The sequence below is a fragment of the Gracilibacillus halotolerans genome, assembly GCF_014206945.1.
GTDB classification, from domain to species: domain Bacteria; phylum Bacillota; class Bacilli; order Bacillales; family Amphibacillaceae; genus Gracilibacillus; species Gracilibacillus halotolerans.
The window spans coordinates 82,950-98,953 of sequence record NZ_JACHON010000007.1; the positions used below are offsets into that span (position 1 = coordinate 82,950).

Genomic DNA, 16,004 nt, shown 5'->3' on the forward strand with positions numbered 1-16,004 from the left:
TCTATCTCGAGTGGATAGGTTCTATCTCGAGTCGCAAGTGCTCTATCTAGAGTGGATTTGCTCTATCTCGAGTCGCAGGTGCGTTACCTGAATAATCGACCTAATAGGTTTTTACTGTTGAGTTTCTTCGCCAGTCCAGAGCCATTCCCACCAATTCTCTAACAAATGGTCCTCATTGATTACTTGCTCGGTGTTTTCATCACTTTCATCGTGTTCATCTAAATGTAAGGTGCATTGTTTCTTAGGTTCCGTTCCTTTTACAAATAACATTGGATAAGCTTGTGAACAATTTTCGTTTGCAACAAGACCTGTTTTTAGATCAATCATTACTTCAACAACATTGTCAGGTGGAACTGGTTGTTGGACAGGTGTATCTCGATGGATTTCTCGCATAAAATCTGCCCATATATTCTTCGAGTAGGCTTCTTCTGCCGTCCGTGTTATTCGTCGATTATCATCATATCCTATCCAAACACCTGCACTCACAAGAGGGCTAAATCCAATCATCCAATTATCAGATGCTGTTGTACCAGACTTACCAGAATACGCCTCCTCCAATTCATTCGTGATGGAAGAACCAGTTACGCTCATATAACCGTTCAGATTCGTATCGAACATTCCTTTCATCATCTCACTTAAAATATAAGCTAAATCTGCACGGAGAACTTGACGGTTTTCTTCTTTCTCCCCGAAGAATGGAAAAGGATTATTTTGCTTATTAAGTTTTTCATTTCGATCATAAACGAGATTTCCTTGAGCGTCTAATACCTTTTCTACGGTATATGGCTCTACATCTTTTCCGCCATTAGCTAGTATACTGTAGGCTGTTACAATTTCTTGTACGTTTACGGCCTCTGTTCCAAGCGCTAAGGAGGGAACAGCTGAAAGCTTGCTATCAATTCCGAACTTTTCCTTGGCTACTCTGACTAAGCGCTCAGGGGTTACGTAAAGATTTGTCTTTACAGCAAAGATATTATCAGACAAGGCAAGTGCCTGTGCCATTGTAATCGGCTCATTGGCATAGTAACCATTATAATTACTTGGTTGATAGGTCTCGCCGTCTTCTAACTGAAAAACAGTTGGTTTACTCATCATAGTGGAAGCGGGTGTAAGTCCATTCTCTAAGGCGGTGTAATATAGAATCGGTTTAAAAGCAGAACCTGGCATCCTTTGTGCTTGTGTCACTCGATTAAATGGTGATGCTTCATAATCTGTTCCACCAACAAGTGCGGTAACAGCTCCGCTAACAGGATCCATCGCCATAGCACCTACCTGTATTTCCTCATCTTGCAAGGTTCTATCAATTACTTGATTCAAAACTTCCTGTTGTCCTGTCTGCAACGTAGTATAGATGCGGTAGCCTCCAGAACGAATATCTTCCTCTGGTAATTCCAGTAATTCTACTAATTCTTGTTCTACTACATCTTGAAAATATGGCGCTAAACCTTTTTGGACAATCGTTCGTTCCTCGGAAAATTGGAGCTCTTCCTCGATTGCTTGATCATAGGTTTCTTGGTCAATCACTTCTTTATCTAATAGGTTTTTCAAAATATGTTGCTGACGACTTATTGCTTTCTCCATATTATTAAAAGGTGAGTAATTCGATGGACCTTTTGGGACACCAGCTAGTAATGCTGCTTCTGCCCAAGAGAGTTCATCTGCCGGCTTATCAAAGTAATAACGACTTGCGGCTTCAATTCCGTAGGCACCATGACCAAAGTAAATGGTGTTTAAATAGCCTTCCAACAGTTCATCTTTTTCATAAAACATTTCTAATCGTATCGTATAAAAAGCTTCATATAGTTTTCTTTGTATCGTTTTATCATGGGAAAGAAAAAGATTGCGGGCATACTGTTGTGTAATCGTGCTTGCTCCTTCTTTAAAGGACCATGTCTGAATATCCTTCCAAATAGCTCCAGCTAATCGCTTGAAATCAAACCCAAAGTGTTGGTAAAAATGTTGATCCTCTGTTGTAATGACTGCTTGCTCAAGCTTGTCGTCTATTTCACTTAAGGGAACCCAGTACCTTTTTTCATTACCATATGTTTCTCCAATAACTTCTTCATCTTGGCTATAATAAACAGTATTTTCACTCCGTTCCAATAAGGGAGGACCTAAAAGGAAACTTGCAATCAAAAGTACAGCAAGACATGACCCTCCTAATAAAAAAAGGAATATAACGATTTTTAATAAGCGATACTTTTTTTTGCGACGTCTTTTCCGTTTCAAGTGTATCCCTCCCCATAGCTTATTCTGTTAGCATTATGGAGTAAAAAACACTTTAATAAACCTATCTAAGCAAAATAATTAAGAATAGATTTTAATGAACAAAGAACCGATTGGCTATTCCGATATTTCTAAGAATAAAAAGATGGAGATTCTTTTTATGTGCTAATTCAATTTTCTTTTACAAAGAGATGTAAAATAGGGTAGAATATTGATTAAACAAAGGGATAGGGGTTATTTATGAATAAAATCCAAATAGAAGAATTCTTTGATGCTGATAAAGAAAGGCCACTTTCACTTGTTTATTTACAATGTAAAAATCAACCAAATGAAAGAGAGATTATGACAAAGTATTGTCTGGAAACGAATGAACCAGCGAATCAAAGGGTAGCTTTAGAATATTTGTATTCAAATGGCTTATTTCAACAACTTGGTATCCTAATTGAAAAGAACCGGCAATCGGACAATAAAGATAACCAAATGTGGGGTAAAATGTATCAAATACTTTGTGAGCGGAAAAAAATTGCAACAAAGCAGTTAAAACCATCTACGCCTTGGAAACACTTAAACGCAATCGAACGGCTAAAGATAGAGGATGATAATTACCCAATTCTATTATTGAAAAGTTTAATCTATATATACACCTTTTTTGATTCCAACCAATATGGAAAGATTGGGACCTATAAAGCGCGGATTAATGGTTATTTGTCAGAAATAAGAGACCCACTATTGCATGAACTATTCCGCATGAGAATTAATGAAATACTGTTAGTCTATCATTGGAAACGAAATGAGCTAATCCTTTCACGAAAATATGGGTATGAGCTTTTAAATACCTTGTCGAACAAGCGTAAAATAATTGATGTACATAATATTCTGGCACAAGGGTATTTGTTTGAAAGCTATGAGCAATCCTATTCCCACGTAACGAGTGCATTAGCGATAGCGGAAAGTATTCAATATGAACGTGCAATATACGGAATTTCGAACTATACGCTTCCATTTATCTCTTCCTATCATGGGGAAACGCAAGGGATTACCACAGAGGACTATGCAGAGAAGGCACACGTCGCCCTCGCAAATGGAGACAGGAATACATGTATAAGACTTTTGGAAAAGATAGAGGACAAGACACCTTTTCAAGATTATTATTTAGGAAAGGCCAAAAGGGATAAAGACTTGCTCGTAAATTCCTATCGACGATTTATTGAAGAGCGTGATGATTATTTTTATGCTAGACTCCCACTTGAGGCATTAAAAGAGCTGGACATATAAGGAAGTGAGCATTTGGGGAAAGAATTAGTGAGTCTAAAAATGACGATGGAGATCTTTGATTTAGGAAGTAAAGATGTATCGATTATTGAAGAACAAGGGCAGCTACAGAAAAAGGGTGACCTTACTGTTCTAACTTTTACGGAAAATAAAGGAAAAGAAAACGAAACGAGATCAATGGTTACGATGAAATCGGACGAAATAAGTGTGAAACGATCTGGTGCAGTATCGATGATTCAGAAGTTCAAGAAAAAAGAAACAACAGAAAATGTTTATCGACATCCATATGGTATGATTCATATGAAAACAATGACGGATCAGTTACAAGTCGATCTAGATAAAGGAAGTATCTTCATTAGCTATAAAACGAATTTAAATGGTGGAAATTCACGGCGACATCGTCTAACGATTCGTTTTCAGAGGAATTCGAACGAATAAATAAAAAGGTAAAGACAATAGAACGGGGGCAATAACATGAATGTCATGCAACAAATGCAAGAAAAATTAAAAACAGCTATACAACAAGCCGTCATCTCTGCACAGCTTGCAAAGGAAGAAGAGATTCCTTCCATCATTCTTGAACAACCGAAAGATAAAACACATGGAGATTATGCAACAAATGTCGCTATGCAACTAGCACGTATCGCCAAAAAAGCACCGAGACAAATCGCTGAGGAAATTGTAGAACAATTAAAGGATTCCAATGATTTAGTAAAGAAAGTTGAAATCGCAGGACCGGGGTTTATTAACTTTTTCATGAATAATCAATATTTAAATGATTTAATCCCCGTCATTCTAGAGCAAGGAAATGCATACGGTTCGTCTGATTTAGGTAAAGGTGTAAAAGTCCAAGTAGAGTTTGTTTCTGCTAATCCAACTGGGGACCTCCATTTAGGCCATGCCCGTGGAGCGTCGGTAGGTGATTCGTTAAGTAACGTATTACAAAAAGCCGGGTATGAAGTCGAACGTGAATACTATATTAATGATGCAGGAAATCAAATTAATAATTTAGCTTATTCTGTAGAAGCTCGTTATAAACAAGCTTTAGGACAAGATGCTGCCATGCCGAAAGATGGTTACCATGGAGCGGATATCATCCAGATTGGAAAAGATTTAGCTGAGCAATATGGTGACAGCTTACTTGAAAAAAGTGAAACAGAGCAATTTACTTTCTTCAGAGATTATGGACTAAAATATGAATTAGAGAAAATTAAACGTGATTTAGAGAAATTCCGTGTACCATTTGATCATTGGTTCTCTGAAACGTCTCTTTATACAGAGGATAAAGTAGTCCCAGCAATCGAAGTGCTAAGGGAAAAAGGATATATTTATGAACAAGATCAAGCAACTTGGTTTAAGACAACGGAATTCGGCGATGATAAGGATCGTGTTCTCATTAAAAGTGATGGTTCTTACACATATTTATCGCCAGACATCGCGTATCATAAAAATAAACTAGATCGAGGCTTCGATAGACTCATCAATATTTGGGGTGCAGATCATCATGGTTATATACCGAGAATGAAAGCTGCTATCCAGGCATTAGGATATGATGAAGATACCTTGAAAGTTCAAATCATTCAAATGGTTAACCTCTTCGAAAATGGCGAAAAGGTCAAAATGAGTAAGCGTACAGGGAAAGCTGTCACATTACGCGAATTAATGGAAGAGGTTGGCATAGATGCAATGCGATATTTCTTCGTTATGCGCTCAAGTGACTCGCATTTAGATTTTGATATGGACTTAGCGAAATCGCAATCGAATGAAAATCCTGTTTTCTATGTTCAATATGCACATGCACGAATTTGTACAATGTTGAAGCAAGCATCAGAAAAAGGTATAACGTACGATGATTATGATGTGAGCCTTATTCAGTCAGAAAAAGCAGAAGACCTTTTGAAAAAGTTGGGTGAATTTACTACTGTAGTAGAGGATGCAGCTACGAACTTGACACCACACCGTATTACACAATACGTGTTTGATTTAGCATCTTCCCTGCATAGCTTCTATAATGCAGAAAAAGTTATCAATGAGGACGATATCCCGTCAACAAAAGCTAAATTAGCATTAATGAACGCTGTAAGTATTACGATTGCCAACGCATTAGCACTGATTGGTGTAGAGGCACCTGAAAGTATGTAATAAAAAATGTTAAGTAGGAGCCGAACAATGTAACTAAATTGTTTGGCTCCTGCTCGTTATGTATAACAATGTGTTAATATGTCGATTCATTATAAAAAAGTAAACGGCAACACTCGCCTTTTTTAACTAAATAAGTTAACATAGAAAAGGATAAAACATACATAAAGAGGTGGGAATTTTGCAGAAGCTTGTATTTTTTGTAGGTGTTGCAGGTACGGGGAAAACGACAGTAGCTGAAAAAGTTGTCGAACGTATCCCAGCTGCATTTTTAGACCGTGATACAGTAGGCGGACGTTTTGTTGAACGCTTTTTAGAAATGAATGAATTAGATCCAAATGACCGTGACTCTGATTTTTATAAGAAGCATTTAAGAGATTTAGAGTATGATACAACAAAAGACATCTGTATCGAAAACTTACGCGTCGGTCAAAATGTATTTATGATTTCCCCGTTTACTTCTGAGCTAAAAAACGAAGAGTGGATAGAAGATGTTATAAAAGCAAGTGGGAAAACAAAAAAAGAAGTCGATGTGAAAGTAGTTGTTGTTACATTGCAAGACATTGAGCAACAACGTTCACGAATCGAAATGCGAGGTACAGATAGAGATACATGGAAACTCGAAAATTGGAATTCCTATGAAACACGTGTAAATTTTGTTCCAGAAATAAACTGGGATATCCCATCCTCATCCATTGATGTATTTGATAACTCAGGTGATTTAACAGTAGAAAAAGTGAACCATTTAGTTCAATTTATTAAAAACGACGCAGCCCAATAAGCCAATTTGGCAACAGGCTGCTTTTTTTATTCAGCTAGAATGTAGATTAGGATACACTTTTACGGTTAAAATAGGTAAGGGAAAAATAAAGTTTTTCGAAATAATGATCAGAAAATGAAAGGTTTACGTTTAGTTGCATTTACAAAATGAAAACAATATAATATGATGGTAGAACTTTCAAGTGAACTAGAACTTTTACATAGATACATCTTAAAAAAGGGGTGCTGAGTGTGGGATTAGGAAACATTACGAAAGACCAAATGGCTGATATGGCAATGGTTGAAATAGGAATGCACATTCTTGAAGATACAAACAAATCAATGGACTTCCGCGAACTTTTTAATAAGATAGCGGAATTAAAAGGGATTTCGGAAACGGACAAAGATGAGTACTTATCTCAATTTTATACCGATTTAAATATTGATGGTCGATTTATGACAAAAGGGTCCAACCTATGGGGTCTTAAAAAATGGTATCCAGTTGAAGAACTTGATGAAGATATATCACTTGCTCCAAAGAAAAAGAAGAAAAAGAAAGTGAAGAAAAAAGATAAAGCAGATGCACTAATCGATGAAGATTTAGACGAATCTGAATTGGAAGATGACTTTTCTGATGAGCCAATTAGTCTGGATGAGCTGGCTGAAGAAGAGTTTGAGCTTGATGCAGACGAATTAGAAGATGATATCGAGGAATTAGATGAGTTTGATGATGAAGATGAAGAAGAGGACGATGAATTCGAAATCGAGGACGAAGAAGAAGAGGAAGAAGAATAATTAACCAACCTCTTGACTTTATCCCGGCTTCTGAGTAAAATTTTAATTGGGCTCTTAAAATGTTTTCGGAAATTCAGCGTTCCCCTCGTAATTGGGGAGCGCTTTTTATTTTTTGAACAAGAAATATAGAGTTTTTTTATGTTAAATAGCGCAATTCTATGCTATCTCTGTAAGGTTTCTTTATTCCCCATGTATGGACATGTATCAATAGGTAAAATTATAGATAGACTAACACGGAAGAAAGAGGGATGGATGTGACAAAATATATATTTGTAACCGGAGGCGTCGTTTCGTCGATAGGTAAAGGTATTACGGCGGCATCATTAGGTCGTCTTTTAAAAAATAGAGGACTCAAAGTAACCATCCAAAAATTTGATCCATATATAAATGTTGACCCAGGAACAATGAGTCCATTTCAGCATGGTGAAGTATTTGTAACAGATGATGGTGCAGAAACAGACTTAGATTTAGGTCATTATGAGCGATTCATAGATATTAATTTGAACAAGTACAGCAACATAACTACAGGAAAAATTTATTCCACAGTAATCAAGAAAGAACGCCGTGGTGATTATTTAGGCGGCACGGTACAAGTTATACCTCACATTACAAATGAAATTAAAGATAAAGTGTTCCAAGCCGGAAAACAGACAAACGCGGATATTGTGATTACGGAAATTGGCGGGACTGTTGGTGATATTGAATCCCTTCCGTTTATAGAAGCAATTCGACAAATCAAAAGTGATATCGGTCGCGAGAATGTCATGTATATTCATTGTACGTTAGTACCGTATATTGCGGCTGCTGGAGAATTGAAAACAAAGCCAACGCAGCATAGTGTAAAAGAATTACGCTCACTTGGTATTCAACCAGACGTGATTGTATTACGTACTGAACACCATATTAGCCAAGAAATGAAAGAGAAGATTGCACTTTTCTGTGATATTAATAAAAATGCTGTTATCGAATCTGGTGATGCACCTACCTTGTATCATATACCGTTAATGATGCAAGAACAGAAATTGGATCAACTGACATGCGATCATTTTGGATTAGATTGTGCTCCAGCAGATATGAAAGAATGGGAAAGCTTAGTCGAGCGAGTACAGCATCTATCGAAAAAAGTTACAATAGGTTTAGTTGGTAAATATGTCGAGCTTCCAGATGCATATCTGTCTGTAGTAGAAGCATTGTACCACGGTGGTTTTGCGCATGATGCCGAGGTAGAAGTGAAATGGATCAACGCGAATGATATTACAACAGAGAATGTTACAGAGGCTTTAAGTGAAGTAGATGGAGTACTAGTTCCAGGTGGCTTTGGTGATCGAGGTATTGAAGGAAAAATCTTAGCTATTCAATATGCTAGAGAAAACAAAGTACCTTACTTTGGAATTTGTCTAGGTATGCAATTAGCAACCGTAGAATTCGCTCGAAATGTATTAGGATTAAAAGATGCACATTCAGCAGAAATCAATCCAGAAACAATGTACCCGATTATCGATCTACTGCCAGAGCAAAAGGATGTTACAGATTTAGGTGGAACATTGCGTCTTGGACTATATCCATGTAAGCTGAAAGACGGGACGAGAGTGAAGGAAGCGTACGAAAATCAAGATATTATTTATGAGAGACACCGTCACCGTTTTGAATTTAATAATGAATATCGCGAACAAATGGAAAACGCAGGATTTATTTTCTCAGGAACAAGCCCGGATGAGCGTCTAGTAGAAACAATTGAGTTAATAGACCATCCATGGTTCGTTGCATCACAATACCATCCAGAATTTAAATCAAGACCAACAAATCCACATGAATTATTTAAAGCATTTATTGGTGCCACAGTTAAAATGAAGTAGTCATTTCGAATAGTGCCATGTATCCTTTCAACGGGTATATGGTGCTTTTTTTATAAGATAAGGAAGTATAAAAATCTATATGAATTTTTCTAGCGCAAGCGGCCTTCCCGCTCGAGGTCTTACGTAATGCTATTTTGTGGCAAAAATCGCCACGTCAAGCTTGTCGGGGGGATGAAAGGCACTTGCGTTTTTCATAATTAAATGACTTTTCAGCTAAAATATTACAACTTTTGTATACTTTTTTATACATATAATTACTTTTACTACCATATAATTTCAAATAACCCAAAAAATTAACGATTAAATTAGAGGATTTTTCCAATTAATGTAGAATTATTTACTATTAATAATGTATCTTCTCAATTTTTTAAAAAAAGTCTAAAAACAGGGCAAGAAAACGTTTAACAACTAACTTACCCGGGTATAGGGGGAATGTTGGATTTTGGAATTTTGGCTGGTATATGAATGTTCTATTCCTTTCTATATCTGAAAGGAATAATAAGGAGTTGTCTGGATGAAGAATAGGGTATTGGTTGTAGATGATCAAACGGGTATACAAATGCTTTTAGAGGAGATTATTAAACAGGACGGACATCAAGTATTAATAGCGAATAACGGGTTAGAAGCATTCGATTTAATTCAGCAAACGAAACCGGACTTATTAATAACGGATTATAGGTTACCAATAATGGATGGTGCAGGTTTAATAAAGAAAAATGAAGAATTGGGAATTTACGTACCAACAGTAGTAATGAGTGGCTTACCTGAAAAGGCCGAAATAGCGATGGGAGGATTACAATCGGTAGTAAAAGTGATAAGTAAACCATTTCCTTTAGAAGAAATTCGCAAAATACTAACGGACCTATTACATTAAGGACAGTGCTGTATTAATACATCCCCACTATACATAATGAATTCGTTGATTTACCCTCGTAATAGGACTGAAGATAACAAAAATTCGACAGAAATCGTTTACATTAGAAAGTAAAGTTGCGCGCCTCGACAGGAATTGGTATTCTAGTAATGTACAAATATTTATCCTATTTTTTTAGGTCATTATTGGATAGACCTTACATATGAAGGAGGAGCATTTATGCCATTAGTTTCAATGAAAGAAATGTTAATTAAAGCAAAAGAAAACAGCTATGCTGTAGGTCAATTTAACATTAATAACTTAGAGTATGTTCAGGCAATTCTTCAAGCAGCTGAAGAAGAAAAATCCCCTGTTATTCTAGGTGTCTCTGAAGGTGCAGCAAGATACATGGGTGGTTTCAAAGTAGCAGTAGCTATGGTTAAATCATTAATGGAGTCTTATGGTACAACTGTACCTGTAGCTATTCATTTAGATCATGGTTCTAGTTTTGAGGCTTGTGCAAAAGCGATTCATGCAGGTTTTACTTCTGTTATGATTGATGCTTCACACGACCCATTCGAAGAAAACGTAGCAACTACTTCTAAAGTAGTGGAACTTGCACACTTCCACGGTGTATCTGTAGAGGCTGAGCTAGGTACTGTTGGTGGAGAAGAAGATGATGTAGTAGCAGATGGTGTTATTTATGCGGATCCTGCAGAATGTAAGGAACTTGTTGAACGAACAGGTATCGATTGTTTAGCTCCAGCACTTGGTTCTGTACACGGTACTTACAAAGGTGAACCGAACCTTGGTTTTAAAGAAATGGAACAAATCGGTGCAGAAACTGGTATGCCTCTTGTACTTCATGGTGGTACTGGTATTCCAGTAAAAGATATCCAAAAAGCAATTTCTTATGGAACTGCTAAAATCAACGTGAATACAGAAAACCAAATCCAGCAATCCAAAGTAGTACGTGAAGTATTAAATGAAAATCCTGATATGATTGATCCACGTAAATACTTAGGACCAAGCCGTGACGCTATTAAGGAAACAGTTATCGAAAAAATGCGCGAATTTGGTTCTTCTGGTCAGGCATAATAGATTACTCAAAAACTTCTTGTCTTTAATCGGCAGGGAGTTTTTATTTTTTCTGGAAATAAAGCGATAAAACCCAACGACTCCAGATAGACTGCCATCGACTCATGATAGACACTCCCGACTCCAGTTAGACCGCCATCGACTCTCGATAGAACTAAATTACTCTAGATTCCCCCAAAATAATAACCCTAATCTCAGTTTCCCCTTCTCGATAAAAAGCTTCTAAATCTCTTAATTCTAAAAGATTCCCAAAGTCGATTGTTTCCAATTGTAGCATCTTACGTTATAATAAAATTAGTTGTGTTTTTCTTGCATGATTTGGAAAATATTAGACAAACTACACGTAATTGATATAAAACAATATATAAATATGCATGGAAAGTGAGGAATTGCACATGCAGAAGCTACTGATTGAGGGAGGTCCTCTCCTTAACGGAAAAGTTAGAATAAGTGGAGCAAAGAACAGTGCGGTAGCTCTACTCCCAGCAGCTATTTTGGCAGATTCAAAAGTGATTATCGAAGGATTACCTGATATATCTGATGTTCAAACATTGTCCCAATTACTTGAGGAAATTGGCGGATTTGTGGAGCAAAAAGGTAATACATTACATATTGATCCAACAGAAATGACTGCTATGCCATTACCAAATGGGAAAGTGAAAAAGTTACGTGCCTCTTATTACTTTATGGGTGCGATGCTCGGCAGATTTAAGGAAGCAGTTATCGGATTGCCAGGAGGCTGCTATTTGGGTCCACGACCAATTGACCAACACATTAAGGGATTCGAAGCGTTAGGTGCAACAGTAACGAATGAACAGGGTGCCATCTATTTACGTGCAGATGAATTAAGGGGAGCTCGTATTTATTTAGACGTTGTTAGTGTCGGAGCTACCATTAACATTATGCTTGCAGCTGTTAAGGCAAAAGGTAAAACGATTATCGAAAATGCAGCACGTGAACCAGAAATTATTGATGTAGCCACATTGCTAACTAGTATGGGTGCCAAAATAAAAGGTGCAGGTACAGATGTGATACGTATAGAAGGCGTAGATGATTTAACGGGTTGTATGCATACAATCATCCCAGATCGGATCGAAGCTGGAACATATACGATTATGGCTGCCGCTCAAGGAGAAAAAGTATTAATAGATAATGTAATTCCTCAGCACTTAGAGTCATTATTGGCCAAGCTCCGCGAAATGGGTGTGAATATTGAAGAGGGAGAGGAACAGTTACTTATTACTCGTAATGACCGTTTAAAAAGTGTCGATATTAAAACACTCGTTCATCCAGGCTTTCCTACCGATCTACAGCAACCATTTACCTCTTTATTGACGAGAGCAGAAGGAACAGGCATTGTTACAGATACAATTTATACGGCAAGATTCAAGCATATTGATGAACTAAGAAGAATGAATGCGAAAATTAAAGTAGAAGGTAGTTCTGCTATTATCCAAGGTCCGACAAAGCTCGAAGGTGCCAGAGTGAAGGCGAGCGATTTACGAGCAGGCGCGGCACTTGTTGCTGCTGGATTGATGGCGGAAGGTGTTACCGAAATTACAGGGCTTGAGCACATCGACAGAGGCTATGCTAACCTAACGGAGAAATTATCTAGCTTAGGAGCTAAGATTTGGCGAGAAGAAATGTCGGAAAAAGAAATCAATCAATATCAAAATTCATAATATAAAGTAGTGGTTAGGTCTTAGCTTATCGAGTTAAGACCTTTCTTTTACTGATTCCCTTATATTTCTAATTATGATAAAGTGAATGTATCGATATACGTTTTGCGTTTCTTCCAAGTTTCCTCTTATCTTATTAAAAAGGAGTAAAGGTAAATGTATAACAACAAAATTAAAAGATCCTCCACGGATTATTCAATTGCTGGTGTTTGCGGTGGGATAGCAGAGTATTATCATATTTCGTCATTAGCTGTTCGTATTATTTTTCTTTGCCTACCTTGTAATTTACTTATCTATATTATTCTAGCCAATACCCTTCCAGTAAGCTTTAAACCCATACAAAAATCTCTCCGGTAGTAAAGTCGAAGAAAATTAGTTGATTATCTTTTTTAAAAAAGGTAGTATAGATAGAGAAATAGACTCCTAATCCATCGCCTTTCTCTTTAATGCCTAGAGAATCTTCCAAGAAGTAATAATTTAACTATGAAGGTGAAACGTAAGTGCAAACTAGTAATCCTACACAAAAAGCTTGGTGTACCAAGTCTCCTTTTTACCTATAGGATGTTCGCCACATATTAAATGCGCGAATAGAGTGATTAACCCTAGTCTTGTACGATTTTATAATGCTTCTTTTTTCTTCTCGTAATGATGTTCCCGCTAAGAACTTCAATTTATTTGATTCACCAATATTAATAGATAACTGAGATAAAAGATGGAAAACGAATAACATAAAAGTGGTGATTTTTTTGAGTGAAGTAACAATATCAGAATTGGAAGCGATGACGCTTAAAGATTTATATCAAAAAGCGAAAGAGTATAAAGTTTCCTACTATGCTAAATTAACAAAAAGAGAATTGATTTTTGCAATATTAAAAGCACAAGCAGAAAAGAGCGGCTACTTATTTATGGATGGTGTGCTAGAAATCATTCCTACAGAAGGTTTTGGCTTCTTACGTCCAATTAATTATTCTCCGAGTGCAGAAGATATCTATATCTCCGCTTCTCAAATTCGACGCTTCGACTTAAGAAATGGTGATAAGGTTTCTGGTAAAGTTCGTCCACCTAAAGAAAATGAACGTTATTATGGTTTATTACATGTGGACGCTGTTAACGGAGAAGATCCAGAAGCGGCTAAGGAACGTGTTCACTTTCCAGGATTAACGCCGTTATATCCGGATCGATTAATGAAAATGGAAACAGCGCCAAACTTAATCTCAACGCGTATTATGGATTTGCTTACACCAGTAGGTTTTGGACAACGTGGATTAATCGTTGCGCCTCCTAAGGCAGGTAAAACGATGCTATTAAAGCAAATTGCTAATAGCATCTCTACAAATCATCCACACGTTAAATTAATCATTCTACTAGTAGATGAACGTCCAGAAGAAGTAACGGATATTGAGAGATCGGTAGCAGAGGGCGTTGATGTAGTTAGCTCAACGTTTGATGAAGTTCCTGAAAATCATATCAAAGTAGCAGAGCTTGTATTAGAACGTGCAATGCGTTTAGTAGAGCATAAAAAAGACGTTGTAGTTTTAATGGATAGTATCACTCGTTTGGCGAGAGCTTATAACCTAGTTATTCCTCCAAGTGGAAGAACATTATCTGGAGGGATTGATCCAGCAGCTTTCCACCGTCCTAAGCGTTTCTTCGGTGCTGCTCGAAATATTGAAGATGGCGGAAGCTTCACGATTCTTGCTACTGCTTTAATCGAAACGGGTTCCCGTATGGATGATGTCATTTATGAGGAATTCAAAGGAACAGGAAATATGGAATTACACCTTGATCGTCATCTTGCACAACGTAGAATTTTCCCTGCTATTGATATTCTACGCTCTAGTACGAGAAAAGAAGAGTTACTCCTATCTAAGGGTCATTTGGAAAAAACATGGGCGATTCGAAAAAGCATGCAAGATTCACCAGACTTCTTAGAGCGTTTCTTACGTAAGCTGCGTTCGACAAAAAGTAATGAAGATTTCTTAGCAGTATTAGATGAAGAGATGAAGCGAAAAGGTACAGCTAAAAAGTAAAATTTAGCTTGCATTCTCTTCTTTAGATTGTTATAATCTTTCTGTGTGAAAAAAGTGCGTCAAAGCACCAATTAACTCTGTTTCCAAAGGATTCAGGGCAGAAGGAGTGGACAGACATGAAAAAAGACATTCATCCAGAATACCACAAAGTTGTATTTCTTGATACAAGCTCCGATTATAAATTTTTAGGCGGATCAACTCGTACTAGCGAAGAGACTATCGAATGGGAAGACGGTAATACGTACCCATTAATCCGTGTAGAAATTAGCTCAGCTTCTCACCCGTTCTATACTGGTAAGCAAAAAGCTGATAAAGTCGGTGGCCGTGTGGACCGTTTCAAGAAAAAATACAACATCAAATAATGGTATTTTTAAAAATCGCGAAACTAAAGGCAACGTCCTTTCAAGCAGGCAAATTAAATTTGCCTGCTTTTAAACGTTTAAAAACCTTTTTCATAAAAGAGTAGTGTTATTAAAATTATTGGGAATCGTATAACTAAATAGAGCAAGACTGCAAAGGAGATAGCGTCATGGCCCAACTCTATTTTAAATATGGTGCAATGAACAGTGGGAAATCAATCGAGATTTTGAAAGTTGCCCATAATTATGAAGAACAAAATAAACCAGTCATAATCTTTACTTCGGGAATTGATCGAAGAGGTGAGATCGGATATATTACTAGTAGAATCGGTCTAAAGAGACAAGCTCTTCCTATTTTTGATGAAACAGATACATATGACATTGTTAAAAATACGGACCCAAAGCCGTATTGTGTTCTGGTGGATGAAGCCCAGTTTTTATCGAAGAAACATGTATTACAACTTACAAAAATTGTTGATGAATTAAATATTCCCGTGATGGGATTCGGGCTGAAAAATGATTTTCAAAACGAGTTGTTCGAGGGTAGTAAATATTTTCTGTTATATGCAGATAAAATTGAAGAAATGAAAACCATCTGTTGGTTTTGTCCACGTAAAGCAGTTATGAATTTACGAGTAGATGAACAAGGAAAACCTATTTATACAGGCGACCAAATCTATTTGGGAGGTAATGACAAATACTATCCCGTTTGTCGGAGGTGTCATAAAAACCCACCAATTAAATAAACAGAGAATCAGTAGGAACTCGCTATATCGAGTTCCTACTGATTTTTTGTTTAAAGCTAGTTTAATTACGTAAAATTTAAATATTCTTTTTATTAACTGAATGAATTTCATAATTCCCAGCCCTTGTGTGGCAAGGGCTTAAAAACATAAAAAAGGAAGCACCTCCCCAAATCTTGTATAATGGTAGTTGAC

General features: G+C 36.9%; 14 protein-coding genes. 13 read left to right on the top strand and 1 reads right to left on the bottom strand.

Annotation, left to right across the window (positions count from 1 at the left end; translation table 11 throughout):
• Positions 1-111: 111 nt before the first annotated feature.
• The gene (locus GGQ92_RS09240) at positions 112-2,229 is read right to left on the bottom strand and encodes a transglycosylase domain-containing protein (RefSeq protein WP_184247545.1); all 2,118 of its coding nucleotides are present in this window, start codon (positions 2,227-2,229) and stop codon (positions 112-114) included.
• A gap of 237 nt (positions 2,230-2,466) precedes the next feature.
• Here GGQ92_RS09240 and GGQ92_RS09245 point away from each other — a divergent pair, with 237 nt between their 5' ends.
• The 13 genes from GGQ92_RS09245 (at position 2,467) to GGQ92_RS09305 (ending at position 15,812) form a co-directional block, all read left to right on the top strand.
• Positions 2,467-3,501 (top strand): AimR family lysis-lysogeny pheromone receptor, encoded by a 1,035-nt coding sequence (locus tag GGQ92_RS09245; protein ID WP_184247548.1) that lies wholly within the window; start codon positions 2,467-2,469, stop codon positions 3,499-3,501.
• A gap of 12 nt (positions 3,502-3,513) precedes the next feature.
• Positions 3,514-3,936: a YwiB family protein gene (locus GGQ92_RS09250; protein WP_184247551.1), complete on the top strand. Its 423-nt coding sequence runs from the start codon at positions 3,514-3,516 to the stop codon at positions 3,934-3,936.
• A gap of 36 nt (positions 3,937-3,972) precedes the next feature.
• Positions 3,973-5,640, top strand: a complete 1,668-nt coding sequence (gene argS / locus GGQ92_RS09255; protein ID WP_184247554.1) for an arginine--tRNA ligase — start codon at positions 3,973-3,975, stop codon at positions 5,638-5,640.
• Positions 5,641-5,818: 178 nt separating this feature from the next.
• Entirely contained in the window at positions 5,819-6,418 is a 600-nt protein-coding gene (locus GGQ92_RS09260) for a P-loop nucleotide/nucleoside kinase family protein (protein WP_184247557.1), read from the top strand.
• A 230-nt stretch (positions 6,419-6,648) separates the two neighbouring features.
• Positions 6,649-7,191 carry a DNA-directed RNA polymerase subunit delta gene (gene rpoE / locus GGQ92_RS09265; protein ID WP_184247560.1) on the top strand — a complete coding sequence of 181 codons (543 nt, stop codon included), beginning with the start codon at positions 6,649-6,651 and terminating at the stop codon, positions 7,189-7,191.
• Positions 7,192-7,445: 254 nt separating this feature from the next.
• Positions 7,446-9,047, top strand: coding sequence for a CTP synthase (pyrG, locus tag GGQ92_RS09270; protein ID WP_184247563.1), 1,602 nt, complete (start codon positions 7,446-7,448; stop codon positions 9,045-9,047).
• Positions 9,048-9,561: 514 nt separating this feature from the next.
• On the top strand, positions 9,562-9,921 hold the full coding sequence (locus GGQ92_RS09275; protein ID WP_184247566.1) for a response regulator: 360 nt from the start codon (positions 9,562-9,564) through the stop codon (positions 9,919-9,921).
• Between the two features lie 219 nt (positions 9,922-10,140).
• Entirely contained in the window at positions 10,141-10,998 is an 858-nt protein-coding gene (locus tag GGQ92_RS09280; protein WP_184247570.1) for a class II fructose-bisphosphate aldolase, read from the top strand.
• Between the two features lie 395 nt (positions 10,999-11,393).
• Positions 11,394-12,680 (top strand): UDP-N-acetylglucosamine 1-carboxyvinyltransferase, encoded by a 1,287-nt coding sequence (locus tag GGQ92_RS09285; protein ID WP_184247573.1) that lies wholly within the window; start codon positions 11,394-11,396, stop codon positions 12,678-12,680.
• A gap of 153 nt (positions 12,681-12,833) precedes the next feature.
• Positions 12,834-13,034, top strand: a complete 201-nt coding sequence (locus tag GGQ92_RS09290) for a PspC domain-containing protein (RefSeq protein WP_184247576.1) — start codon at positions 12,834-12,836, stop codon at positions 13,032-13,034.
• Positions 13,035-13,423: 389 nt separating this feature from the next.
• Entirely contained in the window at positions 13,424-14,707 is a 1,284-nt protein-coding gene (rho, locus tag GGQ92_RS09295) for a transcription termination factor Rho (protein ID WP_184247579.1), read from the top strand.
• A gap of 116 nt (positions 14,708-14,823) precedes the next feature.
• Positions 14,824-15,069, top strand: coding sequence for a type B 50S ribosomal protein L31 (locus GGQ92_RS09300; protein WP_184247582.1), 246 nt, complete (start codon positions 14,824-14,826; stop codon positions 15,067-15,069).
• A gap of 167 nt (positions 15,070-15,236) precedes the next feature.
• Entirely contained in the window at positions 15,237-15,812 is a 576-nt protein-coding gene (locus GGQ92_RS09305; protein WP_184247585.1) for a thymidine kinase, read from the top strand.
• Positions 15,813-16,004: the final 192 nt, after the last annotated feature.